The organism is Paenibacillus sp. JJ-223 (genome assembly GCF_927798175.1).
In the GTDB taxonomy this organism is placed as follows: Bacteria; Bacillota; Bacilli; order Paenibacillales; family Paenibacillaceae; genus Paenibacillus; species Paenibacillus hubeiensis.
Window position 1 is genome coordinate 178,624 of sequence record NZ_CAKMMP010000013.1, and the last position, 25,559, is coordinate 204,182.

22 protein-coding genes are annotated in these 25,559 nt (G+C 50.6%); 15 read left to right on the forward strand and 7 right to left on the reverse strand.

The window, feature by feature from the left end; translation table 11 throughout:
• Window positions 1-165 precede the first annotated feature (165 nt).
• Entirely contained in the window at window positions 166-1,194 is a 1,029-nt protein-coding gene (locus L6H98_RS22075; protein ID WP_236419537.1) for a LacI family DNA-binding transcriptional regulator, read from the reverse strand.
• A 312-nt stretch (window positions 1,195-1,506) separates the two neighbouring features.
• Between L6H98_RS22075 and L6H98_RS22080 the strand changes: the two genes are divergently transcribed.
• From L6H98_RS22080 to L6H98_RS22120, 9 genes are all read left to right on the forward strand, one after another.
• Window positions 1,507-2,556: a 2,3-butanediol dehydrogenase gene (locus L6H98_RS22080; protein WP_236419539.1), complete on the forward strand. Its 1,050-nt coding sequence runs from the start codon at window positions 1,507-1,509 to the stop codon at window positions 2,554-2,556.
• 239 nt (window positions 2,557-2,795) lie between these two features.
• Entirely contained in the window at window positions 2,796-4,109 is a 1,314-nt protein-coding gene (locus L6H98_RS22085; protein ID WP_236419541.1) for a hypothetical protein, read from the forward strand.
• A gap of 338 nt (window positions 4,110-4,447) precedes the next feature.
• Window positions 4,448-5,818 (forward strand): beta-N-acetylhexosaminidase, encoded by a 1,371-nt coding sequence (gene nagZ / locus L6H98_RS22090; RefSeq protein ID WP_236419648.1) that lies wholly within the window; start codon window positions 4,448-4,450, stop codon window positions 5,816-5,818.
• 402 nt (window positions 5,819-6,220) lie between these two features.
• Window positions 6,221-6,925 carry a response regulator transcription factor gene (locus tag L6H98_RS22095; protein WP_236419543.1) on the forward strand — a complete coding sequence of 235 codons (705 nt, stop codon included), beginning with the start codon at window positions 6,221-6,223 and terminating at the stop codon, window positions 6,923-6,925.
• Window positions 6,922-7,905, forward strand: coding sequence for a sensor histidine kinase (locus L6H98_RS22100; protein WP_236419545.1), 984 nt, complete (start codon window positions 6,922-6,924; stop codon window positions 7,903-7,905). The genes L6H98_RS22095 and L6H98_RS22100 overlap by 4 nt, the downstream gene beginning before the upstream one ends.
• Before the next feature lie 222 nt (window positions 7,906-8,127).
• Window positions 8,128-8,898, forward strand: coding sequence for an ABC transporter ATP-binding protein (locus L6H98_RS22105; RefSeq protein WP_236419547.1), 771 nt, complete (start codon window positions 8,128-8,130; stop codon window positions 8,896-8,898).
• Complete coding sequence (locus L6H98_RS22110; RefSeq protein ID WP_236419549.1) at window positions 8,873-10,819, forward strand: ABC transporter permease; 1,947 nt, start codon at window positions 8,873-8,875, stop codon at window positions 10,817-10,819. Before L6H98_RS22105 ends, L6H98_RS22110 begins: the two co-directional genes overlap by 26 nt.
• Window positions 10,820-11,497: 678 nt before the next feature.
• Window positions 11,498-12,577: an AI-2E family transporter gene (locus L6H98_RS22115; RefSeq protein WP_236419551.1), complete on the forward strand. Its 1,080-nt coding sequence runs from the start codon at window positions 11,498-11,500 to the stop codon at window positions 12,575-12,577.
• Between the two features lie 23 nt (window positions 12,578-12,600).
• A complete protein-coding gene (locus tag L6H98_RS22120; protein ID WP_236419553.1) occupies window positions 12,601-13,005 on the forward strand; it encodes an Asp23/Gls24 family envelope stress response protein in 405 nt (134 codons plus the stop codon).
• A 34-nt stretch (window positions 13,006-13,039) separates the two neighbouring features.
• Here the strand turns inward: L6H98_RS22120 and L6H98_RS22125 are convergent, their stop codons facing one another.
• A complete protein-coding gene (locus L6H98_RS22125) occupies window positions 13,040-13,885 on the reverse strand; it encodes an AraC family transcriptional regulator (protein ID WP_236419555.1) in 846 nt (281 codons plus the stop codon).
• 198 nt (window positions 13,886-14,083) lie between these two features.
• Between L6H98_RS22125 and L6H98_RS22130 the strand changes: the two genes are divergently transcribed.
• The 3 genes from L6H98_RS22130 (at window position 14,084) to L6H98_RS22140 (ending at window position 18,359) form a co-directional block, all read left to right on the forward strand.
• Entirely contained in the window at window positions 14,084-15,088 is a 1,005-nt protein-coding gene (locus tag L6H98_RS22130; protein WP_236419558.1) for an aldo/keto reductase, read from the forward strand.
• 299 nt (window positions 15,089-15,387) lie between these two features.
• Window positions 15,388-16,980: an AMP-binding protein gene (locus L6H98_RS22135; RefSeq protein WP_236419560.1), complete on the forward strand. Its 1,593-nt coding sequence runs from the start codon at window positions 15,388-15,390 to the stop codon at window positions 16,978-16,980.
• A gap of 128 nt (window positions 16,981-17,108) precedes the next feature.
• Window positions 17,109-18,359, forward strand: a complete 1,251-nt coding sequence (locus L6H98_RS22140; RefSeq protein WP_236419562.1) for an aminopeptidase — start codon at window positions 17,109-17,111, stop codon at window positions 18,357-18,359.
• 259 nt (window positions 18,360-18,618) lie between these two features.
• Here the strand turns inward: L6H98_RS22140 and L6H98_RS22145 are convergent, their stop codons facing one another.
• Entirely contained in the window at window positions 18,619-19,092 is a 474-nt protein-coding gene (locus L6H98_RS22145) for a GyrI-like domain-containing protein (RefSeq protein WP_236419563.1), read from the reverse strand.
• 374 nt (window positions 19,093-19,466) lie between these two features.
• Window positions 19,467-20,099 carry a nitroreductase family protein gene (locus L6H98_RS22150; protein WP_236419565.1) on the reverse strand — a complete coding sequence of 211 codons (633 nt, stop codon included), beginning with the start codon at window positions 20,097-20,099 and terminating at the stop codon, window positions 19,467-19,469.
• 127 nt (window positions 20,100-20,226) lie between these two features.
• Between L6H98_RS22150 and L6H98_RS22155 the strand changes: the two genes are divergently transcribed.
• Window positions 20,227-20,466 (forward strand): hypothetical protein, encoded by a 240-nt coding sequence (locus tag L6H98_RS22155; protein WP_236419567.1) that lies wholly within the window; start codon window positions 20,227-20,229, stop codon window positions 20,464-20,466.
• A gap of 156 nt (window positions 20,467-20,622) precedes the next feature.
• Here L6H98_RS22155 and L6H98_RS22160 read toward each other — a convergent pair whose 3' ends face one another.
• Together L6H98_RS22160 and L6H98_RS22165 are read right to left on the reverse strand one after the other, a co-directional pair.
• On the reverse strand, window positions 20,623-21,408 hold the full coding sequence (locus tag L6H98_RS22160; RefSeq protein WP_236419570.1) for a M15 family metallopeptidase: 786 nt from the start codon (window positions 21,406-21,408) through the stop codon (window positions 20,623-20,625).
• A 173-nt stretch (window positions 21,409-21,581) separates the two neighbouring features.
• Window positions 21,582-21,956 (reverse strand): iron-sulfur cluster biosynthesis family protein, encoded by a 375-nt coding sequence (locus tag L6H98_RS22165; protein WP_236419572.1) that lies wholly within the window; start codon window positions 21,954-21,956, stop codon window positions 21,582-21,584.
• Between the two features lie 202 nt (window positions 21,957-22,158).
• Here L6H98_RS22165 and L6H98_RS22170 point away from each other — a divergent pair, with 202 nt between their 5' ends.
• Complete coding sequence (locus L6H98_RS22170; protein WP_236419574.1) at window positions 22,159-22,770, forward strand: DUF1349 domain-containing protein; 612 nt, start codon at window positions 22,159-22,161, stop codon at window positions 22,768-22,770.
• Between the two features lie 145 nt (window positions 22,771-22,915).
• Here the strand turns inward: L6H98_RS22170 and L6H98_RS22175 are convergent, their stop codons facing one another.
• A complete protein-coding gene (locus L6H98_RS22175) occupies window positions 22,916-23,362 on the reverse strand; it encodes an SET domain-containing protein (protein WP_236419576.1) in 447 nt (148 codons plus the stop codon).
• Between the two features lie 272 nt (window positions 23,363-23,634).
• On the opposite strand from L6H98_RS22175, the gene L6H98_RS22180 reads away from it, so the two are divergent.
• Window positions 23,635-25,191, forward strand: a complete 1,557-nt coding sequence (locus L6H98_RS22180; RefSeq protein ID WP_236419650.1) for an ABC-F family ATP-binding cassette domain-containing protein — start codon at window positions 23,635-23,637, stop codon at window positions 25,189-25,191.
• Window positions 25,192-25,559: the final 368 nt, after the last annotated feature.

Here is a 25,559-nt window from a genome sequence, read left to right on the forward strand (position 1 = left end):
TGGCAGGGGGCCAAGGGAACGCCGTAAGGCATAGCATTTCAAAGTAGAGAGAACGACAAACAAGGTGTTCTTCGACGGGTTGACCCACGTCGGGAGCACCTTGTTTGCGTGATGACCGGCGTTTTGCCGGGAAGGGCAGCATGAACGCTTCATGCCTTCATCGTCTTATTCCCTCAGCGTCGAACGTGTCATGCTGACGCTGGACTCGCGTACGATAAGCCTGGGCTCGAACTGAATCCGTTCGTAGTCGCTGGAGCTCATGTCCCGAATGCGTTTAAGGAGCAATTCCGTTGCCAGCCTGGCCACTTCTTCGCCCATGATCGACACGGAACTGATCTTCGGCGAGCTGACCGTGGTCCATTGGTTGTTATCCACGCCAACGACGGCTACATCCTCCGGAACGCGAATGCCCAATTCCTTAAAACGGTTGACCAGGCCGATGGCCACCATGTCATTGATGGCATAGACGGCGTCCGGCATACGGGTCAGGCCGTAAAAATAGTCCGCAGCATTTGCGCCGGTCTGCAATGAAAAATCCTCCCCGAAGTAAACCAGCGAGATGTCGACATTCCCCAATGCTTGCTCGTACGCCCGATAACGTTCCTCGATAATGTCTTTGGGAGCGCCGGCATAAGCGATGCGGGTCCGGCCGATTTTGATCAGATGGTCCATGATCAGTTTGCCTTCAGGTTGGGAAAGGGAGACGATATCCGCATGAATGCCCTGTTCCAGTTTTTTGCCGTAATTGATCAGGGATATGGGTAATGGCGCTTTGTTGATCAGGGACGGCAATGTTTTGGGGTAGGCCAGGGGCATCATGATCAGCCCGTCGACATGCAGTTTTTTAATATGACGGATCGTTTCCAGCTCCGTGCGTGCATTGCCGGCGGTGTTAATCTGTACCACATGGTAACCATGCTGTTTGGCGGTCTGCTCGACCGACCACGAAATTTCCGGAATAATGGCATTGCGTATATCGGGCACAACGAGCGCGATTTGGTTGGTTTGGCGAATTTTCAGGCTTTGCGCGGACGTATTGGGAATAAAACCGAGTTCTTCAATCGCGAGCATGATTCGTTCCCTCGTTTTGCTGCTGATGCCCTTCGAGTTGTTGATGGCGCGGGAGACGGTGGCGATGCCTACGCCAGCCCGCTCGGCCACATCCTTGATTGTCACTTTATGTTCTTTGCTCACGTTAAAATCTGACCTCATTTCATCGGAAACGATTCCGATTTTTGGTTCGAAGTAATATATGGAACGATGGATATATATAGATTATAACACTTGCCGCACGAATGTATCCGCATAAATATTGCAGCTGTGGGGAAAATGAATAGGCTTCAATGAAAGTGCTTTATTTCACATGGAGTTCATCGCGAGAATGGTTCAACTTTTAATTAAATAAAAGGAAATTTAAGTTTGACATGTTATCTAAAGTGTGACATATTTAACTACGGAAACGTTTCCGGAATTAATTTAAAACAAATCATCTGGGAGATGAAAGAAATGAAAGCACTTCGTTGGCATGGAGTTAAAGATTTGCGTCTCGAAAACATTGAAGAACCCCGCCCTGTCAAGGGAAAGGTTAAAATAAAAGTAGAATGGTGCGGGATTTGCGGCAGTGATTTGCACGAATATACAGCCGGGCCGATTTTCATTCCCGCGCAGGATCCGCATCCGCTAACAGGGGAGAAAGCACCGATCGTTATGGGCCATGAGTTTTCCGGTCAAGTGGTGGAGGTTGGCGAAGGCGTTACCCGCTTCAAGGCAGGCGATCGCGTAGTCGTTGAGCCGATCTATGCTTGCGGACACTGTGAAGCCTGCAAACAAGGACGATACAATCTGTGCGATGAGATGGGCTTCCTGGGTCTTGCCGGCGGCGGCGGGGGTTTCTCCGAATATGTGACGGCATGGGAAAACATGGTCCATCCGATTCCCGACTCCATTTCGTACGAACAGGGTGCCCTGGTTGAGCCTTCAGCCGTGGCGCTGCACGCAGTACGCCAAAGCAAACTGAAAGTAGGAGACACCGCAGCCGTGTTTGGCGCAGGTCCGATCGGTTTGCTCGTCATCGAGGCACTGAAAGCATCTGGTGCTTCCGAGATCTATGTGGTCGAGCTGTCTGAAGAGCGCAAAGCGAAGGCAGAAGAGCTTGGCGCAATCGTCATCGATCCAACCAAGTTCGACGTGGTGGATGAGATTCATCAACGGACGAATGGCGGCGTCAACGTAGCTTATGAGGTTACAGGCGTTCCTCCTGTGCTGCAGCAGGCGATTAACTCCACCCGCATTGGCGGCGAATTGATGATTGTCAGCATTTTCGAAAAGGAAGCGCCGATCATGCCGAATTCCATCGTCATGAAAGAACGTACCGTAAACGGCATCATCGGTTATCGCGACGTGTTCCCGGCCGTCATCAGCCTGATGGATAAAGGGTTCTTCCCTGCCGAGAAGCTCGTTACCAAACGGATTTCTTTGGATGAAGTCGTGAGCGAAGGGTTCGAAGCGCTTTTGAAAGAGAAAAACCAGGTTAAGATTCTCGTAAAAGCAGAGTAATGTCCTTGCAAGACGGGAATGAGGGGGTACAGCTGTCTATCAAGTAGGCGGGTATCACGTATATTGCAATCGTTACAAGAGGCAAAGCTATCGGCGGCAGCGGATAGTTTGCCTCTTTTTTGCGCATCGTGGGCGGACTTTGTTGCAAGCATGTACGGTTTCACATAGTATAAAAGGATACAAAATGTATCGTTTATAGCTCGGAATCAATGAGAATACGCAAGAAGGAGGAAGTGGACATGCAGAGCAATAGCAAGTGGATTGCGTTCATGTTGACCATTGCCGCGGGCTTGGGATGGTTGGCGGCAGGGAAATTTCAGACGAAATCACATGTACCGCAGGAACTGCCGCCGCAGGGAGAGCAGGTAATGGCTAAGGCAAAGGTATCCAGCATTCCGGGGCCTTCGTCCGACGTGACTTCCAAAATCGAATTTCTGGGCAAACCGTTCAACAAAGCGCCTTATGCCAACAACGTTTGGGATATGCAGCTGTACAACGGGAAAATTTATTTGGGCTTTGGAAACAGCAGCAACACTGGTCCATCTCCGAATGCGGGGCCCATTCCCATCATCTACTATGATGCCGCAGGTTCGTCGTTTACGACCCAATCGGTAAAAAGCAGCAACCCCTCCCTGAAGTCTGCGCCCAAAATGACAGTCGACGAAGAGCAGATTGACATATTCAAAGTGCTTGACGGCAAACTGTATATTCCGGGAAATGATTCGGACGGTGAAGAATGGTCATTAGGCAATTTCTATCGATTGGACGGGGACGTTTGGACGAAATACCGCAATTTGCCTTCGGGCATTCATGTATATGACATGGCATTGTATCAAGGAAAATTATTTGCCGCCATCGGTACGGATCGTAAACCGACAGTGCTTGTTTCCCACGACATGGGCGAAAGTTGGCAGGTGTTTGCAACGATGAATGCGCTCGGAATGCGTGCCTATTCGCTGTTCGAAATCAACGGCAAGTTGTATGCTTCCGCCATGTTGTATCCGGACAACAAAATATGGGGCGACAAAACAAACATTCTGGAAATCAACGCAAAGCTGGAAAAGAAAGAAGTGGTGGTGTACGGGAAAAACCTGCTCCCTGGGCTGACGTACCAGCAAGGGACAGTTCCGTACAACAAAATCGGCAAAAAGGTGAATTTCAACGGCAAACTGGTCTACATTATTGGCAGCGTATTCAACGACCATCAACTGCTGCCCAAATCGTTGAACGTTATGACGGATATCCATCAGGCCCGAAGGGTTGCGCTGCCTGATGCAAAAGCTTTGCCGACGGATGTGCTCGCTCGCGACGGCAAAGTGTACGTTTTGACGTATACGCGGTTAAGCGCCAACTCATATATCAACCGGGTATACCAAACGACCGATTTGGACACATGGAACGAGGTGCTGCGTTTTAAACAGGACACGTACGCCAAATCGTTCGAGGAATATGACGGTGATTTCTACTTCGGTCTGGGCACGGATCCGGATGTGCTTTCTCCCTCGTCGGGAAAATTGCTGCGGGTTCGAAGCCAGTATATTCCGAAGATATAATTTAACCCGGATGAAGGATTACGATGGAATTAAAGGAAAACCAACGTACAGCCGCCGTATTGGCGGCTATTTTACGAGACTATAATGATAATTTCAATATATGAAAAATTCATAATAGAAAACCAAGCTTCCGCGCACGCTCTTAAGCACATTCCGCCAGGGATCGGTTCCCGCGCTTCGAATAACGTGAATGTCTGCCAGACCGTTACACCCATGCAACGTGTTGGTCAGGTGGAACAAGGGAGATTGGTTTTGAAAAAACGGATACATATGATATGGTAGGCCTGAACCTTTGATTCGCTTCACGATACGCACAAGGAGGCAAACATACATTGAATATGAAGCAAAACGAGCAGAACCACCGCACGAGACAGAGATACAGGGGTTTCGTTCTATTCCTGCTGCTGGGCACGATGATTATGCTGGCAGCTTGCGGACAATCCGGGCAACCCAATCCTTCGGCCAGTCCCGATGCCGGTACAGGCCAGGAAGGAACCGGGAACAGCAGCGGCCAAGCCGGATCTGCCGGGAGCGGCTCCCAACCGGAAGCGGGGAACTCGCCCGGGAACGAGTCAGAGGAAGGCACGACGCCATCCCAGGAGAACCATGATCCCGTTCAGGAGCAGTTGGATCAGATGACCCTGGAGGAAAAAGTGGGGCAAATGATCCTCGCCGGCGTTCAAGGCACTGTGCTGGATGACCAGGCTCGCCGCATGATTGCAGACCAAAAGGTTGGCGGCATTATTTTATATGCGAACAACGTGACAACGCTGGATGGAACAGCGAAGTTCGTGCAATCCATTAAAGAAGCGAACCGTTCCAATCCTGTTCCCATTCTGATGGGTGTAGACCAGGAAGGCGGCAAGGTAAGCCGCATGCCCGATGAGGTGAAGTCGATTCCTTCCAATGGAAAGGTGGGCAAAACCAAGGACGCAGGCCTTGCAGAAGAGATGGGCACGCTGCTGGCAAGGCAGGTGAAGCTTGCCGGATTCAATCTCGATTTTGCCCCGGTGCTGGACGTAAACAGCAACCCGAATAACCCGGTCATTGGCGACCGTTCATTCGGCAGCACGGCTGAGCTGGTGTCCCGTCTGGGCGTGGCCGAGATGAAGGGGCTGCGCAGCGAGGGCATCATTCCGGTCGTGAAGCATTTTCCCGGTCACGGGGATACGTCGGTCGATTCCCATTTGGAGCTGCCCGTGGTAAACAAAACGGAGCAGCAATTGGCAAAGCTGGAGTGGATCCCTTTTGAAGCGGCGATCAAGGAGAACGCCGAGGCGGTCATGGTGGCCCATATTTTATTTCCGAAGCTTGATTCCAAGTACCCGGCATCGCTCTCTAACGTCATTATCGGCGAACATCTGCGCGGCAAATTCAATTATCAAGGCGTCGTCATCACGGATGATCTCAGCATGGGAGCCATCGCCAAAAACTTCAAGCTGGATGAAGCCGCCCTGGCAACTGTCCGTGCAGGCAGCGATATTTTGCTCGTCGCCCACAGTTACGAAAGCGCAAAGACGATTTTTGATACGCTGATCGATGCGGTAAAGAAAGGCAAGCTCGACGAATCCCGCATCGACGAGAGCGTCTATCGCATTTTGGCATTGAAACGGAAGGCGGGCCTGTCGGACGAAAGGCAGGCTTCCGGCGATCTGACCCAGTTGAATAAAGACATTACGAACTGGCGCAAACAGGTGGAAGCACGTTGATGTAACATTTGAGGCAATCTGATGAGGATATGGAACGAAGGCATTCGTGCCGGGCAGCTTTCCGCGTGCATGGGGGGCTTGTTCGGCACTTTTTGTTATGCGCACAGGGGCTCCTTCGCTTATTTATTTGCGCTGTTAGGTTGCCAGATGTGACAGTTGTGATATGATTTGTGCTGGAGTGGATTGCGAAACATCTTCCGATCGCTATTATCCCCAGATTTTTTTGATCCCCTTTTTCAAAGGGAAAATCCGGTGATAAACACGAAGCGTATGCTTTCGATGGAGCTTTCTTACAGAAAGCTTTTAGCTCCGCTTCTGCAGATTCTTTTTGCCCCCTCCGTTTTTGTGTAAATTTCTAGTTCAACCTATATAGATGATATAAGTTAAAGGTGGTACTGCTTGATGTATACCATAATGGTTATCGAAGATGATCCCAAAATTGCGGGTTTGTTATGTTCGCATATTGAACGATACGGGGACAGGGCCGTAAAGGCGCTGGATTTCGAAGGAATATTACAGCAGTTTGAGCAGCTGCAGCCCCATCTTGTGCTGCTCGATATCAATTTGCCAAGCTATGACGGGTTTTACTGGTGTCGGCAGATCCGCACGGTTTCCACATGTCCGATCCTTTTTATTTCGGCCCGGAGCGGCAAAATGGATCAGGTCATGGCGCTCGAAAACGGAGCTGACGATTATATCACCAAACCTTTCGAGCATGAGATCGTCATGGCCAAAATCCGCAGCCAGCTGCGGAGGGTCTACGGCGACTACGCGGCAAGGCATGAAGAACGCACCGTGGAGCTGGACGGTCTGAAATTGTACCTTGAAAGCATGGAGATTCAGTGGGGCGACGCCAAAGTCCAGCTCACGAAAAAAGAAACGATTTTGCTGGAGACGCTGTTGCGCCGCAGTCCCAAACTGGTGAGCCGGGAGACGATTTTGGAGAAGCTGTGGGACGATTCCTTTGTGGACGACAATACGCTTAGCGTTAACGTTACGCGTGTTCGCAAACGCTTGGCAGAGCTTGGCATTTCGGACGCGCTGGAAACGGTAAGGGGTTCCGGATATCGGTTAATCAACCATTGGAAAACGGTTCAGGAACCATGAGGCTGTTCATCCGGGAACATATCGCGTTGACGGTTTGGATCTTTGCCATATTGCTCGCCGTCATCGCCGTATTCTGGTATGACGGGTATGATCACTGGCTTACCGCTGCATATGCGGCTTTTCTGGGTTTGTTTCTGTATGCGGGCTATCTGTGCTATCGTTATTTATCGCATCGCCAGTTTTATCGGCGCATGTCCAGACCGATGACTTCCTTGCAGGAATTCGTCTCTCTAAACGAAACCGCCCCGTTGACGCAGGCATTGGACCGACTGATGGACTCCCAATACGGCCATTACCATGCAAGGCTGCACGGGATGGAGCAAAGACAGCAAGAATATTTGACGTTCATGAACCAATGGGTGCATCAGATGAAAACACCGCTGTCCGTCATCGAGTTGACCGTGGAGGGTCAGGAGGATGACGATCTGCGGCTTGCAAGCATTCGCGAGGAAGCCGACCAACTCCGGCGAGGATTGGAGAACGTATTGTATGTCGCGCGTTTGGAGACGTTCGAACAGGATTTCAGCGTCGAACCCGTACGGCTGAAGGCGGTGGGCGAAGACGCTGTTCATGAACTGAAGCGTTTTTTTATTCGCAGCCATGTTTATCCCGACATGCAGATCGAAGACGATCTGGTCGTACAGTCTGATGCCAAATGGCTGCGCTTCGTTCTGGTCCAATTGTTGTCCAATGCCATTAAATACTCCGCAGGCAGCGAACAGAAAATAAAGCTGCGAGCTTACCGGGCGGAGCATGCCGTGATTTTGGAGGTGCAGGATCGGGGCGTGGGCATTCCGAAATCGGACCTGAACCGGGTGTTTCAACCTTTTTTCACTGGGGAGAACGGTCGGCACTTCAAAGAATCTACCGGCATGGGATTGTACATCGTCAAGGAAGTGCTGACCCGCATGAATCATTCGGTGGAGCTGGAATCCGTCCGGGGGGAAGGTACATTGGTACGGATTCGTTTTGAAAGTTAAAGCGGTTAGGAAACACGCTGTCCAAGAAGACGTCAGTGCCTATACAAGGCGCGGACGTTTTTCTTTTGTGGCAACCTTACAACAATGTCATGATCGTGAAAGGTTAATCCATAGGAGAATAGCGGAAACTTCGATAGACTGGGATCAGCAAAGAAAACTGCGTTTCGATAAAACGGCGGTTTGAGTCAAGCCGATTTTTGGAAAGAAAGGGGTTCTAAAATCATGGAAATTTGCTCGGTCAAGCAAATCAGCAAAATTTATAAAGGCATCGTATCTCACGAAGCGTTATCCGGAATCGATCTGAGCATTCAGGAGGGCGAGTTCGTAGGCATTATGGGGCCGTCCGGCAGCGGCAAAACGACGCTTCTGAACATGATCTCGACGATCGACCGTCCGACCTCGGGCGAACTGAACATTGGAGGACGTGATCCGTTTGCGCTGCATGCCGATGAACTTGCTTTGTTCCGGCGCAGGGAATTGGGATTTGTATTTCAATCGTTCAACTTGCTCAATACGCTCACGGTGAAGGAAAACATCGTATTGCCGCTCACGCTGGACGGAGTATCCGTCCAAGAAATGAACGAACGTGCGGCGAGGTTGGCTGATAAGCTGGGAATCTCGGACATTCTCGATAAGCGTACTTTCGAAATATCGGGCGGGCAAGCCCAACGGACGGCGATCGCGCGTGCGCTGATTCACGGGCCCAAACTGATTCTTGCGGACGAACCTACCGGAAACCTCGATTCGAAGGCCGCCCGCGACGTGATGGAGATGCTGGAACGCCGGAACCGCGAGGACCGGGCCACGATGCTGCTGGTTACGCATGATGCGGTGGCCGCGAGTTACTGCAGCCGGGTCGTGTTCATCAAGGACGGGCAGCTATACAACGAAATTCATTACGGGGACAACCGGCCTGCGTTCTACCAGCGAATCATCAATGTGTTGTCTTTGATGGGGGGAACGGGACATGAATTTTCGCCAGTTCGCCATTAACAACGTCGTTCGGAACAAGCGCATCTATCTCGCTCATTTTCTCAGCAGCACGTTTTCCGTCATGATTTTTTTTACCTACGCGCTTTTGTTGTTTCATCCAGACTTGAAAAGCGGATTGCAAGGTTCGAACAGCACGGTTACGATGCTGGCGAATCAGGGAATGATCGTAGCGGAGATCGTCATCTTTGTGTTTTCGTTTCTGTTTTTGTTATATTCGGTCGGCTCATTTCTGAAAACGCGCAAAAAGGATTTTGGAATTTTTCTGATTCTGGGCATGACCAAAAGGCAGATGAATCGGTTGCTGTTTTTGGAGAACATGTGCATCGGGGCAGCGGCTACGGTGGCGGGCATCGGTTTGGGTGTGATCTTTTCCAAGTTGATTCTGCTCATTTGCGGCTCCATGCTGGCCGTGGAGAACGGTCTGCCCTTTTATTTTCCAGGCAAGGCCATTCTGCTCACCGCATTTGCCTTCCTTGCTTTGTTTGCGGTGATTGCGCTGTCCTCTTCGTTGTTGATCCGTAAGGGGACGTTGATCGACCTTGTCAAATCGGAAGAAAAACCGAAACCGGAGCCAAAAGCATCGCCTTGGTTAGCATCGCTATCCCTAATGGCCATCCTAGCCGGTTATGCGGGGGTATTTGTTTTCGTATGGGACAATCCTTCCTTCCCACTGCTGCTGGGCAGCGTGGTGGCCGTAATTGTCGGTACGTATCTGCTCTTTACGCAGCTCAGCGTATATGTGATTCGTGCGTTGAAAAGACGTCCGGGCCTGTTTTTTCGCAAAACGAACCTGCTCTTTCTATCAGAACTGACCTACCGCATGAAGGATAATGCAGTCATGTTTTTTATGGTGACCGTGATTTCGGCGTCTTCTTTTACGGGGATTGGTACGATGCTGGCTTTGGCGGATCCGGGACTGTCGGCCATGACCAATCCATATGGATTCAGTTATGAGGCGGCCGGCGATCCCGCGGCAGAAGCGAAACATATCCGGATGGTAGAGGAAGCGCTGGTGGATCATGAACTTTCTTATCAAAAGGGAAGCTACGTCCCTATGTATACGTATGATGGGGAGATTTTTATCAAACTTGAGGATTATAACCGATTATCTTCCGCGCTTGGGTACGGGGAAAGGCAATTGGGGGAACAAGAGGCATTTTTGACGCCAGGCAGCTTGCAGCAGCGGAAAAAAATTCGGGCTGGTGAGAACAGCCTTACTAGCCAAACGCTTGAATTCAACGTGGAGGACGTTTGGCAAAAAGTAACGTTAACACTGCCCGGCACGGAGATCGTGCTGCCGTTTGAGGGCAATTCGTCCATCTATGTCATTTCGGATAAGTTATACGACAGGTTGTTCCCCATTTATATTGGCGGCGATCCCAACGAATATAACGGGGTGACCATCACGCAATTCGTGGTCAAGGACTGGATGCGTACACGCAGCTTTGCAGCGGAATTGCTGGAGCAAATCCAGAACACGCCAACTTCCGAGGGGTACTTCTATCCGACCTCGCTCGTGTTGGATTGGCTTCATTCGAAGCAAACAAACGGGATCATTCTCATACTTAGCAGCCTGGTTGGCATCGTGTTTTTCACCTTTGCGGCCAGCTTTACTTACTTCCGGTTGTATGCGGACCTGGATCGGGACGAGCAGCAGTATCGTATGGTCGGAAAGATGGGGCTGAGCCGTCCCGAATTGCGAAAGATCGTGACCAGTCAGCTCGTATTGATGTTTTTCCTGCCATTACTGGTTGCTGTGTTCCATAGTTCCGTCGCCTTTGTGGCGCTGCAGCAGCTGGTCGATTTCTCGGTGCTGGGACACAGCCTGCGCATTTTCCTGGTGTTTGCGTCCATGCAGCTCGCGTACTTTGCGGTTGTGCGCTGGCGTTATTTGAGAAACATGTACACCAAACTGGTTTGAACCCGTCGGGGCAAATGCAGTTGGTAAAGAAAAACATAAAAGGCGCCCATCATGTCATGGCTCCACGCCGCGGCAGAAGTGGCGCCTTTTTGGTTTGCCTTTGAATGGGCGATGGGGATCGGTTTGGGGAAAAGGAATTTGCTAGTGGATTATGTTACAATTATTGGGGAGTTCCGGATATGTTGATCATGATGCCGCTTCATCCAAATACATATAAAAAAAGTAGTAGAATCAAGAAAAAATGAAGGTGAATTCGAACGAAATGGAGAGACTGTCGTGTGAAAATAGGATATTTCAATATTGACACAAAAAAAAGAGAGACCAGACGGACGTTCAAACGTAGAAGACAAAAGACCCGAATGGGATAGGTAAAAAGGATAGATATATAAACCGCAAAAAACATCCACACGTTAACGGAGAGGCAGAACCAATCTGGAGAAGCGAAGCGTTCGCCTAAAAGCTTTCTGAAAGAAAGCTGTATCGGAAGCATAGGCTTATCACCGGATTTCCCCTTTAAAAAAGGGATTGGAAAAAAATCCGGGGATAACAGCGATCGGAAGATGGTGCTGCACTTGCAGTGGCCTAGTGTGATTACTATTGCTGTTTATATAGGAAGGCCATACAGAAAAGAAACGCATTGGCCGATAACCATAAAAAGGATAGCTGGAGGGGAAATGTTTGTTTAAAGGAAATTCATTCGTTCGTATCAGCATCGGACTTGCCCTGGTGCTCATCAACATCTACCTGTTGTCACGGGTGAGCTTTATTTTTCAGCCACTCGTCACCATGGTGACGGTCATTACAATTCCGATGATGCTGTCGATATTCTTCTATTATTTGCTGCGGCCGCTGGTGAATTATATGGAGAAGAAAAAGATCAACCGTACCGTCAGCATCCTGCTGATCTATCTGGTCTCCGCGGCCATTCTGGCCTTGTTCATCGTTGGATTGTGGCCGTCCTTAAGGGATCAGCTGAAAAATCTCGTGGACAACGCGCCTAACATGATTAATGCGTTGAGCGCGCAATTAAAGGAACTGGAGCAGAGCGGGATATTTACAACCCTGTTCCCTGAAAGCTCCAATCCGTTGTCCCAGATTACCGAATATGTAAACAAAGGATTCAACTTCGTCACCGATTATGTTTCCAGTGCGATCTCGCTCATTTCGAGTTTTGCGATTATTTTGTTTACGTTCCCGATCATTCTGTTCTACATGCTGAAGCAGGGGGAGAAATTCGGGCGCAAGCTGGTTCATATCGTGCCGAAACGGTTCCAGAAGGACAGCCGCGAAGTGGTATTGGAAATCGATCAGGCTCTAAGCGGCTTCATTGTGGGCCGAGTGATCGTGAATCTGGCTCTTGGCGTGCTGATGTATGTCGGGTTTTTGTTCATCGGTTTGCCGTATGCGTTATTGTTGACCGTCATCGCGGTGATCATGAACTTCGTTCCGTTCATCGGGGCGATTGTGTCGGCGATACCGATCGTCATCATCGGTCTCATCCAGTCGCCTTCAGTGGCGATCTGGTCGCTTATCATTATTTTGGTCGCTCAGCAGATTCAAGATAATCTGGTTGCACCTTATGTATTTGGCAAGAAGCTGGACATTCACCCGCTGACGACCATTATTCTGGTGCTGGGCGCCGGGGATCTGGGGGGCATCATCGCCATTCTCATCATCATCCCGGTCTACATGACTTTCAAAATTATTCTGGTTCGCATCTATCAATTATTCTTTAAAGACAAATGGGAAAATGCCTAAACGCAGAAATGGAGTGGATAATCATGAACGAATTAACGCAATCGATCCTTAGCGAAGAAGAGAATACGAATGGACTGGCGGCACAGGAAACACAGCCTTTAAAGGCGGGGACGATCCATGTCACGAATGACGTCGTATCGAAAATAGCGGCCATGGCGGCGCAAACGACGGTTGGCATCGCATCGATGTCGGCCGGTTTGTCGGAAGGCATCGCCAAGAGCGTTCTGGGCAAAGGCCTGCAAAAGGGAATCGACATTAAAATGGATGAATCCGGCGTCTCCATCCATCTGCGCGTCGTTGTCGCTTACGGTTGCAAAATGCACGAGGTATGCCGGAAGCTGCAGCAAAATGTCTGCGAGCAGGTTCAGGACTTCACCGGGCTGCACGTAAACGAAATTCGGGTACATGTCGTGGGCGTGTCCATGTAATCTTTCAACTATTCATCAAAGCAGCACCTCCCCGTCAACCGTTTCGTTGGGGGAAGGTGCTGCTTTTTAGTTCACGGTAGCGCGAAGGGGCGCTGCCCATCACTTTTTTGAACATTTTCGAAAAAAGCAGCTGATCGTTGTAACCGACGGAACGTGCGATATCGCCGATCGTGAATCCTTGATCCAACAGCAATTCCGCCGCCCGGCGCATGCGATAGTGGACGAGGTAAGACTGGATGCTGCTGCCCATTCGCTCCTTGAACAAGGAGCACAAATAACTTCGCTGCAGGCCGACTTGGGAAGCGATAGATTGCACGGTAACGGCATTGGCATAATTCGTTTCAATGAAATCGATGACCTGCGTGACGTAAGCGTCTTTCGTAAAAGGTTCTATTTTGCTCTCATGGCGTTGTTCGGAAGACGCGGCCAAGATGGAGAACAATTGGTAGAGCAAACCAAGCATGCCGATTTCCCAGCCTTTTCGGGTGTCGCGGGCGTGCACGATCCGATGCAGGCAGGAGCGCATTTCTTCATCATGCTCCAGGCTGAACACGGGCTGATGCTCGGAGAGCCCCGCTTGACTGAGCAGCATTTCGCAGGCATTTCCTTCGAAAGCAACCCAGCTGTACTCCCATGGATCGTCGGCATCGGCTTCATAATAAACGACCGAGTGAGGCACGATGAGGAACCCTTGTCCTTTGCGCAGCTCATGGGTTTGTCCGTTGACTCTGAAGATCCCTTTGCCGCCCAGGATGTAATGGATTTTATAATAATCTCTCATCGCCGGACCGAAGTGATGGCGGGGAGTACAAGGTTCTGTTCCGTAATGGAGCAGCTGGAGATCCTGAAATTGATCGTTTCGAAACATGTACGTAATCAAGGCTGCACGCTCCATTATAAAAGTAGTGATCTTGCATTTTGACATATGTATTATCATATAATGTTTATCATTTATCGGTATTATAGTACTTTAACGATCATTTTTCCATATGAATATAGCGTGATGCCATACCGTTGTCCCGGGTGGAATGTCTAAGATAAAAGTAGCTTCCATTCCGAAAAGAAAAGAGAGATGCTCATGACTTATATTGCCAATGAACAACGATACGATGAAATGAAATATGCCCGCTCAGGCAGAAGCGGAATCCGATTGCCCCAGATCGCGCTTGGATTATGGCAAAATTTCGGCGGCAACCGCACCTTGGATATTCAGGAAGAAATGATTTTGCGTGCGTTCGACCTGGGCATCAATCATTTTGACCTGGCGAACAACTATGGTCCGCCGCCTGGATCGGCTGAAGAAAATTTCGGCATTATTCTCAAAAAGCATTTGCGGCCTTATCGCGACGAATTGCTCATCTCTTCGAAGGCTGGTTATTATATGTGGAAGGGGCCTTACGGCGAATGGGGGTCGCGCAAAAATTTGATTGCGAGCCTGGATCAAAGCTTGAAACGCATGGGGCTGGATTATGTGGACATCTTCTATCATCATCGACCGGACCCGAATACGCCGCTTGAAGAAACGATGGCTGCATTGGACCATATCGTCAGACAGGGCAAGGCGCTGTATGTCGGGTTATCCAACTATAATGCGGACCAGACCAAGGAAGCGGCAAGCATTCTGCGTAGTCTGGGAACGCCATGCCTTCTGCACCAGCCGAATTATTCCATGCTGAACCGCTGGATCGAGGATGGCCTGCAGGATGTGCTGCACGAGCAGGGCGTGGGTTCGATCGCCTTCTGTCCGCTGGGACGGGGGCAGCTGACGAACAAATACGTGGACAAACTCAAAGAGGAGCGAGCAAACCCATCGGGCAGCCTGCGTCCGGAAGCGTACACGGATGAACGCATTGCCAAATTCGAAGCGCTTCAGGCTATCGCTGCCCGCAGAGAACAAACGATTTCACAGCTTGCATTGAACTGGGTGCTGCGCGGGGACCGGGTCACGTCTGCCTTGATCGGCGCGAGCCGTGTATCCCAGATCGAAGAGAACGTGGCTGCCTTGCAGGCGCCAGAGCTGACGACGCAGGAGCTGCAAGACATTGAAGCGGTATTGGACGGAATCGGAAACTATGCATGGTAATTAGAATGACGTGCGTCTAGAACGATTTTGGCGAGATGAATAGAGTATTTATCAGAAGCGGCCTGTAACGGCTGCTTCTTTTATGTTGAAACGATGGTTTTCAAATGAATTTCTCTAACATGGCTTTAATATCATTCTTTTCGAAACCATATTTGTAAGATCATGCAGGCATGTATTTGACCGGTGTTTATTTTTTTGCGGATTAGGCACAGTTCATGGCACCAGGTCCTAGCATTTAGGGTATAATGGAACAATGTACACCGATTCATACCACGGAATTACAAAGGAGTGGCTTCACCATGAATTTTCAACAGTGGATTTCGCCGGAAATCTATAACATGACCTCGGAGATGGAGAACCACCCGCAGGATCGGGTTGCCCTTCGCTGGATCAGCGATCAGGCTGAAATGGAAGAGATCACGTATGGTGACCTGCTTAAACAGGCGAACCGTCTTGCAGCCGGACTGAGCAGCCTGGGTCTCGTCAAAGGCGACCGGGTGCTCGTCATGGTTCCCAGACGGATCATCGCATACGTTATATACATTGCTTGCCTGAAGCTTGGCATGGCCATTATTCCTTCTTCGGAAATGCTGCGTGCCAAAGATTTGGAATATCGTCTCCGCCATTCTCAAGCCCGCGCCGTCATCGTGTGGAACGAAACGACGTCGGAAGTGGAGAAAATCGACGCCGACTTGCCATCGCTCGCACACCGTATCGTTGCCGGACCGCAAGGAGACGAAGCTGTGCCTGGCGAAGGCTGGCTGCATGTTCAGCAGCTGATGCAGGGGCAGCCGGATGTGCTGCCTGCCGTGGAGACGCATCGCGATGATATCGCGATTCTCGCATATACTTCCGGAACGACAGGTAACCCGAAAGGTGTCGTTCATAGCCATGGCTGGGCATATGCCCACTTGCGGATTGCGTCAACGCTCTGGTTGGACGTGCAGCCTTCGGACGTCGTGTGGGCTACGGCTGCGCCGGGATGGCAAAAGTGGATTTGGAGCCCCTTCCTGTCCGTCTTGGGAAAAGGCGCTACCGGCCTGATCTACAGCGGGTCATTCCATCCGCAGCGTTACTTGCAGTTAATGCAGCAGCAGCGCATCAACGTACTCTGCTGCACGCCGACCGAATATCGGCTGATGGCCAAAACGGATGATCTTGGACATTTCGACCTGTCCAGCCTGCGCAGCGCGGTGTCGGCAGGCGAACCGCTGAACCAGGAAGTAATCGAAATTTTCCGGCGTCATTTCGAATTGACGATTCGGGACGGGTATGGACAAACCGAAAGTACGCTGGTGATCGGCAGCCTTTCCGGGGCTCCTGTCCGGATTGGCTCCATGGGACAGTCCATCGCGCCAGGTCTGGTCGTGGTCATTGACAAAGACGGCCAGCCGCAGCCAGCCGGAGAGGTAGGGGACATTGCGGTACATAAAGACATGCCTGCGCTGTTCCGTGAGTATTATAAAGATGAAGGCCGCAAGGAAGCGAACCTGCGCGGGGACTACTTCGTAACCGGGGATCGCGCGAGCGTGGATGAAGAAGGATATTTCTGGTTCGAGGGCCGCAGCGACGACATCATTATCAGCTCAGGATATACGATTGGGCCGTTCGAGGTAGAGGAAGCACTCATGAAACACCCGAGCGTGAGGGAATGTGCCGTGGTGGCGAGTCCGGACGAAATCCGCGGCCATGTGGTCAAGGCGTTTGTTGTGCTGAAAGACGCTTCCCAATCCTCGCCCGAGCTGGTGAAAGAGCTGCAAAATCATGTGAAGACATGGACGGCCCCTTACAAATATCCGCGTAAAGTCGAATTCGTGGCCGACCTGCCCAAAACCAATTCAGGCAAAATTCGGCGCATCGAGCTGCGCGAGCAGGAAAAACGCAACGGTTAATCTGCAAAAAAATCTACACACGTTAACGGAGAGGCAGAACAATCCGGAGAAGCGAAGCGTGGTTTCTATAGACGCAGTTTTTGGGTGTCTTAGCAGCCCAGACTACTACCATCAGGAGTGAAATGATCATGAGTACATTTGAACAAAGCTTTGAACAATCTTTGGAACAATATGCGGAACTCGTCGTGCGAGTCGGCGTCAACATTCAGAAAGGACAGGTGCTGATCGTTACGGCTCCGATTGAAACGTTGGATCTGACCCGGCTGATCGTACAGAAGGCTTATGCCGCAGGCGCGAAATACGTGCAAGTCGATTTCGAGGACGACATCATTACGCGCAGCCGTTTCATCCACGGTTCGGATGACAGCTTCGATTATTTTCCGGCCTGGAAAGCGGAAATGCTGGAGAAGTTCGCGGCCGAAGGCGGCGCAACATTGACGATCAAAGTCCCTGATCCGGATCTGTACAACGGCATCGATTCGGACAAGGTGTCGCGTGCAACCAAGGCTGCGGCAACCGCTCGCCGCGGATTTTCCAAATACACGCGCAACCACGAAATCAGCTGGTGCTTGATCAAAGCGCCGACGAAAGCGTGGGCGAACAAAGTGTTTGCCGACATTCCGGAAGAAGAACGGATCAGCGTCATGTGGGACACCATTTTCAAAATGAATCGCGTCGACGGCGGCGATGCCGTGGAAAATTGGAAAAATCACCTGAAAACGCTGAACGACATGAACGCCATCCTGAATGCCAAAAACTATAAAAGCCTTCACTATCGCGCGCCAGGCACCGATCTGAAGATCGAGCTTGTCGATGGGCATATCTGGCATGGCGGAGGCGGCGAGAATAAAGAAGGTAACTATTTTGTCGCCAACATGCCGACCGAAGAAGTGTTCACCATGCCGAAGCGCAGCGGGGTCAACGGTTATGTCAGCAGCACGATGCCGCTGAATTTGAATGGCCAATTGGTTGATCAGATCAAGATCACATTTAAGGATGGACAGGTCGTTGCGTTCAGCGCCGCATCCGGCGAGGAGCATCTGAGAAACCTGTTTTCCACCGATGAGGGTGCGCGTTATCTGGGTGAAGTGGCGCTTGTGCCGCATGATTCCCCGATTTCGAACCTGAACCGCATTTTCTACAATACCGGCGTGGACGAAAATGCTTCTTGCCATCTTGCGGTGGGGAGCGCATATCCGTTTTGCATGAAGGACGGCACCACGATGAACAACGAAGAGCTGTTAAAACATGAATGCAACGTCAGCCTGACCCATGTGGACTTTATGATCGGTTCCGCAGAGCTGGATATCGACGGGGAATTGCCGGATGGCACGATCGAGCCGGTATTCCGCAAAGGCAACTGGGCGTTCAACAACTAATTCTCGCATGCTTGTCACCCAAAGAGCGGATCACGTAGGCCATTCTGCCTGCATGATCCGCTCTTTTTTGATTTAGTGCGGTCTGCGCGAAACGCTTCCTGATCTTCTCTGATGAGAAGAGGCTGCACGATCTATTGGGCAAGTGAAGTTATCGCATGTTCATTTTTCCTTGGAAAGCGGATTTAGGCCCCTGACCGAAGCCTTCGATAAATTCCACAACTTCGCGCGCCTCGATGACTCATGTTTACATGGGAATTGTTCACCTAAGGTTAGCGTCCTTGCGCACCGGAATGCAAAGCTCGCATTGATGCCGCAGAAGAAGTTCCCCTTTATATCGTTCCATCACGGGGCCATCTGCGATCGCATGTCCGTGATCCCGAACCAAACCGGGAATGCTGGTCCAGGCATGCATCACGGCTTCCGCAGTATGCGCGATTCGGTATACGAGATAATCTCCGCCGGCCAATTCTCCTTCCTTTACGGGATCGTTTCCGGAGAAAACGAAATCGTCGCTGATCACGATGCACGCGTCATATCGACATGCCTCAGGTGGAGTTGTTGCAGGGTCATCTTGCGGAATGCCGAACAATACGGAAGCTTCGGATAACAAATGTTGATCGTGAGCCCAGCTTTTCAAGGTTTCCATTGCCTGTTTGTTGGCAGGGCCATAGGGTCCGATTTGACGAACATAAGCCATTCGGGTACGTGAGATCGTTTCGAGAGAAATGGACATGCGTGGTTCAACCCTTTCCGAAAGTATATGGACTTGTGTGTATGTAAGCCCACTCGGATACTAACATGGACTAAAATGAATTTCATGCCCTTTTTTTGAACTCACGACGGCATCGCAACTCAGGACGCATTGGAACACATTGCGCGCTGCATCCCGATGAGGACGTTGACGAACTGATTTTGGCAGAGGTGGCGTTCGAAGAAAACGGAAATTTCCGGCTCGGATTCGACGCAGGGGAAACGCCTGCGGGGCAATTGTACCTGTTTGCGGAGTTTGACGAAGCATTTCATCTGTCGGAGCAGCTTATATATGAAACGTTTAAAGCCACGATGATCGTGGCTTTTTGGCAAGGTTTGTTTTCAGTTTGTTATTCATTATTCCACGTTTACTTTGTTGAAACTCACATACTCGTTAATCGGTTTGCGGTAACCGCGCGGACGCTGCTTGGCTTCGGATTTTTTACCGATCGTGATGACCAGGGAGATCACATAGTGATCGGGAATTTCAAGGCTCTTTTGCAGCTCCTCGGCATCGAAACCGATCATTGGACAAGTGTCCCAGCCCCGGTCCTGGGCAATCAGCATGAACTGCATGGCAGACAGGCTGGCATTGCGGATGGCATCCTCGCGTTGGAAAAATCTGCCGCGGGCTTCGTAAAATTCGGTGACGCTTTGTGATTCCTGCTCGTATTGGAACGGCGTCATAGCGCCAAGATTCAGCAAACCTTCGTTGATCGTGCGGATGTGATGGTGAGCGTTGATATCGCCGAGTACGACGATGACGGCAGAAGCCGTTTTTACTTTGTACTGCTGGGAAGCTTCATGGACTTTTTCGATCTGTGCCGGGTCCGTCAGCACGAGATAATGGGTGTGCTGCAGGTTAAAGGCCGAAGGCGCGAATTTGTTCAAAGCAAACATCTCATGGAATTCCGATTCGGGGATGTCGACGCCTTCTTCGAAAATAACGGCAGACCTGCGGTTTTTGATAATGTTCTCCAAATCACTCATCGTATGTACCTCGCTTGGTTGAATTATAAACTCACTATAGCACACTTGGTTACTTTTTGTATGTATAATTTTTGCATAAGACAAGTCGGTGCTGCCATACGCTGAAAATAAACCGTGGAGGTGACCGATGAAGGCATGGCTGTCTCAAGTTAAAAGCAACGCATTCTCGCGTGAATTTCGGGTATACGTGATCGAATCCTCCACGTTGAAGCGGTTTGTCATCGTGGAAATCGTGCTGGGTACGCTGGCGTACCATGCAGCTTTTTACCTGGTTCATAATGCCCTGCTGGCTGGGGTCGGCTCCTGGGCGGGGACGGAAGGGATGAAACGGCTCCCGGCAGTTGTCAAACGCATCGTCAGTGCGTAGAGTGGTTTGGTTTGACGCACTCTGTCAAAAGAAGCGTTGCAGGAGAGCAGGAAGGCGGATCGCCGACCTTTCTCTCCCTTTTGTTTTGTGGTAACGATCAGACCATCATAGGATCATTTCTATTCACCGAGAAAAGTACTTGATTCACAGTCACTTTTACTTGGCACGCTCCAAATATTGCTCCAGCGTGAGGTTCTGTTTCGTCATTTCGCCTGCGATGTATACGCCAACGTAGCGGACATGCCACGGCTCATACGAGTATCCCGTCAGTTTTTCCTGATCCTTGCCGTAGCGGATAATAAAGCCGAATTTCGGGGCATTGGCTTTCAGCCATTTGCCTTCTTTGGTGCTGCCGAAGCTTTGCTGCAGGTCGTAACCTGCGGATGCGCTGGAAATGTCCATCGCGAGCCCGGTCTGGTGTTCGCTTTGTCCAGGGCGGGCGCTTGTTTTGTTGGCCACGGCTTCGCCTTTAATGCTGGCATTGCGTTCGAAAATTGACTTTTGCGTTGCATAGGAACGGTACCCGGAAACGGCTTTGATATCGATGCCGTCTTTTTTGGCCGCTGCGAACAGCTTCTCCAGCGCGGTGGCGGCTGCTTTTCGCATCTGCTTTTTCGGGCTGGAGCCGGAGAAGCTGAACGGGATGTTCGGCACGACGAGATCCTTCGGTTCATAGCTTGCCGGCAGGTTTCTTTTTTTGTTGACCAGCACGACGGTGCTCGTGAGATTGGTTACCGTAGCTTTGCCGTTGCCGGCTGTTTTGATCGTGCGGGATGGTGCATTGTCGTGCAGGAATTGGGCAAAGCTGGAGCTCGCAGCTTCTGCTGCCGTGCCGAACGTGAAAGGTACGGCGGCGAGTGCCGCCCCGGCAATGACGGATCCGGCCAGAATGGCGGAGATGATGGATTTATGTTTGCGTGTGCGATTCATTGATGGGGTCATGCTGCATCCTCCTCGGTTCTATCAATCTATAAACCGAGTATACTAGAGGATGATGTCAATAGTTTCTCCAAATGTTTCCGACTTGTAAACAAAATGTGTGAAAATAAAAAAACGGCCATGCGTCGCCGCAAAAGCCGTTTCGGTATGGGCCAGGCCAATGGCTGGCAGAAAGATCATCTGCTGGATGGCAAGGCACAGGCATTCATGGCTGCGGGCGTTCCAACCGCGCTGGCACGAGCGTCCCGTACGCGAAGGTTGCCGTTAAGCACCCCTGAGTCGCTGCTGAGCTTGAACGAAGGATAGTTGGGCTCGGTATCCAGCTTCATGCTCTCCTCCAGGTTAAGCTGTTGTTTGGGGTCCACGTAAAATGTGCCCAGATTCGTTTCGACGGGTTCATCCAATGCTCCAGGCTGGTCTACGATGTCGATGACGAGCACGCCGTTGCATCCGCAATTTTCGGTATCATAAAAAAGTTTGAAATAACCCGGCTGCTCCCCGAGGCCTGCGGTCAGGCGCTCTGCAGCAAGATCGGTAATGGATATGCGCATATTGCCACGCTCCTTTGGATCGGAATCGAAATGTTTTACTTTCAACAATGTAAAACTAACTATATCTATAGTATACCATTCCTGTCAAAGGCAGCCGCATCACGTTGATGCATGCATGCGCGCAGGACATTGGATGGATGGTATACTGAACTTGGAATGTTGGGCAGAAATGCCGGAATGCCGAAGAAAGGATGATGTACATATGTCAATGAATCATTTTGGGCAATGGCCGGAAGCAGCCTGGACAACGGAGCCCGCATCTTGGGCTTTGCAATCCGATCGGCTGATCGTCGAGGCGGCAGAGGGAAGCGACTTTTGGGAAAACACGTTTTACGGCTTTTGCCACCGGAATGGCCATGCTTTGCTTGCCGCATGGGACGGAGCCCATGCCGTCGAGGTATCCTTTGACTTAAAATCGTTTACCGAATTGTATGATCAGGCGGGCTTGATGTTGTGGCATGACCAGCATCAGTGGATCAAAGCGGGCATTGAGGTCAACGACGGCGTACCCCATGCAGCGGTGGTGGTGACAGACCATTTTTCCGACTGGTCGTTATCTCCTGTGCCCGAGTGGGCAGGTCAAATTGTAACGATCCGGGCTTCCTGGAGCAACGATGCCGTCATTATACGCGCGAGAACAGACAAGCATCCATGGCGCACGATCCGGGTTGCGCGGTTTGCCTATGCGACAGGCAAACAGGCGGGGCCTTTTCTATGCTCTCCGAAACGTGCCGACTTCAGCGTGGAATTCCTCCGCTGGAAGCAGACGGCACCGGACGTGGACTTGCATGCTGATCCGCCGATCGAAGAGTAGAACCCTCCGTTTGATATAGGTGCAGCGACGGTATACGAAAGAAGACAGGCGAGGAATCATCGTACGATTCCACCTGTCTTCTTTGAGGTTCATGTGGGCTTTGTGCTGTCCGGACTTTCCGCCCTTTCCCGGGTTCAGAAGGCCGTCATTCAGCGTTTTTTTCGCGCTCGGCAGCTTGCTCGGCTTGATTCAACTGCTGCATGCGTTCTTCGTAATCATCGAGAAACCATAGCGGGTCCATGTTGGTTTCATCGCCATTGTAGTTGATCAACACTTCTTCGCCCGCCCGAATATCCCGATAAGCGTAGAAATCGAAGGAATGATTGTCGAAATTGATGACATAAGTCGCGTTGGGTTCATAGGAGTGGTTAATCAAACTGCCGTAACCCAGCAACATCGCAGTATGGTTCGTGCCGTACTCGAATACGTAATCTCCGAGTATGGTCTCATCGATGTGATGGTGGTCTTCATTCGGATAGGCAACGACCGGCGCCTGATGGATCAGCTTTCCTTTTGGAATGTCCTCCGTGGCGAATACGCCGCGGTTAAATTCTCCGCTTCCTCCAATGGGGGAACGTTTTACTTCAATCATTGCTTTTCACCTGATGCTCGTTCAGAAGAGCTCCGTTCTGTATTAGTGTGTATACACCTTATTTATTGTTCCAGTGACAGCTTAACGTATACAAAGAAAAATTTTAACGGATTCCGATGATTTAGGCAAATGGGCAGAGGAATTTCATGATGATGAAGGTGGAGGGAACGGCGCGATTCTCGACAAGCTTGCCATTTGAAGTTGCCATTGAGTTGAGCGGCCCATAACGCTTATAATATACAAGAATAAGTCTATATAGAAAAGGTGTCATGATGAGTATATTAAACGTGGAAAAATTGAGTCACGGTTTTGGCGACCGTGCCATCTTTAACAATGTATCGTTCCGTCTGCTCAAGGGTGAGCATATCGGTCTGATCGGAGCCAACGGTGAAGGGAAATCCACCTTCATGAATATCATTACGGGCAAGCTGCAGCCGGATGAAGGTAAAGTGGAATGGTCCAAGCGCATGCGCGTCGGTTATCTGGACCAGCATGCCGTGCTCAGCAAAGGACAGTCGATCCGCGACGTGCTGCGCAGCGCGTTCCAATACCTGTTCGACATGGAGCAGGAGATGAACGACATGTACGGCAAAATGGGAGATGTGACTCCCGAGGAACTGGAGCAACTGCTCGAAGACGTCGGCACGATTCAGGATACGCTGACCAATCAGGATTTTTACTTGATTGATGCCAAGGTGGATGAGACCGCCCGAGGACTGGGTCTGACCGACATCGGCCTGGACAAGGACGTTAACGATCTGAGTGGCGGACAACGCACGAAGGTGCTGCTGGCCAAGCTTTTGCTCGAAAAACCCGATATTTTGCTGCTTGACGAGCCGACGAACTATCTGGATGAACAGCATATCGAATGGCTGAAACGTTATCTGCAGGATTACGAGAATGCGTTTATCCTCATCTCTCACGATATTCCGTTCCTGAACAGCGTCATCAACCTGATCTATCATATGGAAAATCAGGATTTGACCCGTTATGTGGGCGATTATGACCACTTCCAGGAAGTTTACGAGATGAAAAAGCAGCAGCTCGAATCGGCGTACAAACGCCAACAGCAGGAAATTGCCGACCTCAAGGATTTCGTGGCCCGGAACAAGGCGAGCGTGGCAACGCGCAATATGGCGATGTCCAGACAAAAGAAGCTCGACAAGATGGAAGTCATCGAGCTGGCGGCCGAGAAGCCGAAACCGCAGTTTAATTTCCGCGAAGCGAGAACGTCGGGCAAACTGATTTTCGAAACCAAAGGCTTGGTGATCGGGTACAACGAGCCATTGTCCAGACCGCTTGATCTGCGTATGGAACGTGGACAAAAAATTGCGCTCGTCGGTGCGAACGGGATCGGTAAAACAACGCTCATGCGCAGCATTTTGGGCGAAATCCCGGCGCTGGACGGAACGGTGCAGCGCGGCGACTTGCTGGAAATCGGTTATTTCCAACAAGAGATCAAAGAAGCGAACTATAACACATGCATCGAGGAAATTTGGCAGGAGTTCCCGTCCTTCACGCAATTTGAGGTGCGTGCGGCTCTGGCCAAATGCGGTTTGACGACCAAACATATCGAGAGCAAGGTTGCGGTGCTGAGCGGTGGCGAAAAGGCGAAAGTACGCCTGTGCAAGCTGATCAACAACGAAACGAACCTGCTCGTGCTCGACGAGCCGACGAACCATCTGGACGTCGATGCGAAGGATGAACTCAAACGCGCGCTCAAAGCGTATAAGGGCAGCATCCTGCTGATTTCCCACGAACCGGAATTTTACCGCGACGTCGTGACGGATACGTGGAACTGCGAATCGTGGACGACGAAAGTATTTTAAGTCCGGAAGCCGCTCGGCATATCAGTGAAGCGAGGGGAGGATCTCATCGCCTCAAGGGCTGGATGAATAATACAAATACACCATGGCGTAGAGATGCTCAAAAATGAAATGAAAAGCACGCATTGCACGGATGAACTTCCGCGTAATACGTGCTTTTTCGCCTGGTGTGACGAAATATGTTGGCATGGAAATAATGATTGACAGATTCGTTTTGCCGATACTATAATTCAGGAAAGCACTTACATTTGCATAAAAATGAAACCTGTTTCACGATATAGGCGCAAGGAAAAGGCGGATAATTATTATTTGCACATTGCTACTAGTATGGGAGACAGGTTTTTTTTGCGCCTTAATGAAACCGGTTTCAT

Bases quoted from the DNA above. Each gene is read 5' to 3' on its own strand.
- L6H98_RS22080 (WP_236419539.1), top strand. From the start codon at position 1,507: ATGAAAGCACTTCGTTGGCATGGAGTTAAAGATTTGCGTCTCGAAAAC.
- L6H98_RS22085 (WP_236419541.1), top strand. From the start codon at position 2,796: ATGCAGAGCAATAGCAAGTGGATTGCGTTCATGTTGACCATTGCCGCG.
- nagZ (WP_236419648.1), top strand. From the start codon at position 4,448: ATGAAGCAAAACGAGCAGAACCACCGCACGAGACAGAGATACAGGGGT.
- L6H98_RS22095 (WP_236419543.1), top strand. From the start codon at position 6,221: ATGTATACCATAATGGTTATCGAAGATGATCCCAAAATTGCGGGTTTG.
- L6H98_RS22100 (WP_236419545.1), top strand. From the start codon at position 6,922: ATGAGGCTGTTCATCCGGGAACATATCGCGTTGACGGTTTGGATCTTT.
- L6H98_RS22105 (WP_236419547.1), top strand. From the start codon at position 8,128: ATGGAAATTTGCTCGGTCAAGCAAATCAGCAAAATTTATAAAGGCATC.
- L6H98_RS22110 (WP_236419549.1), top strand. From the start codon at position 8,873: ATGAATTTTCGCCAGTTCGCCATTAACAACGTCGTTCGGAACAAGCGC.
- L6H98_RS22120 (WP_236419553.1), top strand. From the start codon at position 12,601: ATGAACGAATTAACGCAATCGATCCTTAGCGAAGAAGAGAATACGAAT.
- L6H98_RS22130 (WP_236419558.1), top strand. From the start codon at position 14,084: ATGACTTATATTGCCAATGAACAACGATACGATGAAATGAAATATGCC.
- L6H98_RS22135 (WP_236419560.1), top strand. From the start codon at position 15,388: ATGAATTTTCAACAGTGGATTTCGCCGGAAATCTATAACATGACCTCG.
- L6H98_RS22140 (WP_236419562.1), top strand. From the start codon at position 17,109: ATGAGTACATTTGAACAAAGCTTTGAACAATCTTTGGAACAATATGCG.
- L6H98_RS22145 (WP_236419563.1), bottom strand. From the start codon at position 19,092: ATGTCCATTTCTCTCGAAACGATCTCACGTACCCGAATGGCTTATGTT.
- L6H98_RS22150 (WP_236419565.1), bottom strand. From the start codon at position 20,099: ATGAGTGATTTGGAGAACATTATCAAAAACCGCAGGTCTGCCGTTATT.
- L6H98_RS22155 (WP_236419567.1), top strand. From the start codon at position 20,227: ATGAAGGCATGGCTGTCTCAAGTTAAAAGCAACGCATTCTCGCGTGAA.
- L6H98_RS22160 (WP_236419570.1), bottom strand. From the start codon at position 21,408: ATGACCCCATCAATGAATCGCACACGCAAACATAAATCCATCATCTCC.
- L6H98_RS22165 (WP_236419572.1), bottom strand. From the start codon at position 21,956: ATGCGCATATCCATTACCGATCTTGCTGCAGAGCGCCTGACCGCAGGC.
- L6H98_RS22170 (WP_236419574.1), top strand. From the start codon at position 22,159: ATGTCAATGAATCATTTTGGGCAATGGCCGGAAGCAGCCTGGACAACG.
- L6H98_RS22175 (WP_236419576.1), bottom strand. From the start codon at position 23,362: ATGATTGAAGTAAAACGTTCCCCCATTGGAGGAAGCGGAGAATTTAAC.
- L6H98_RS22180 (WP_236419650.1), top strand. From the start codon at position 23,635: ATGAGTATATTAAACGTGGAAAAATTGAGTCACGGTTTTGGCGACCGT.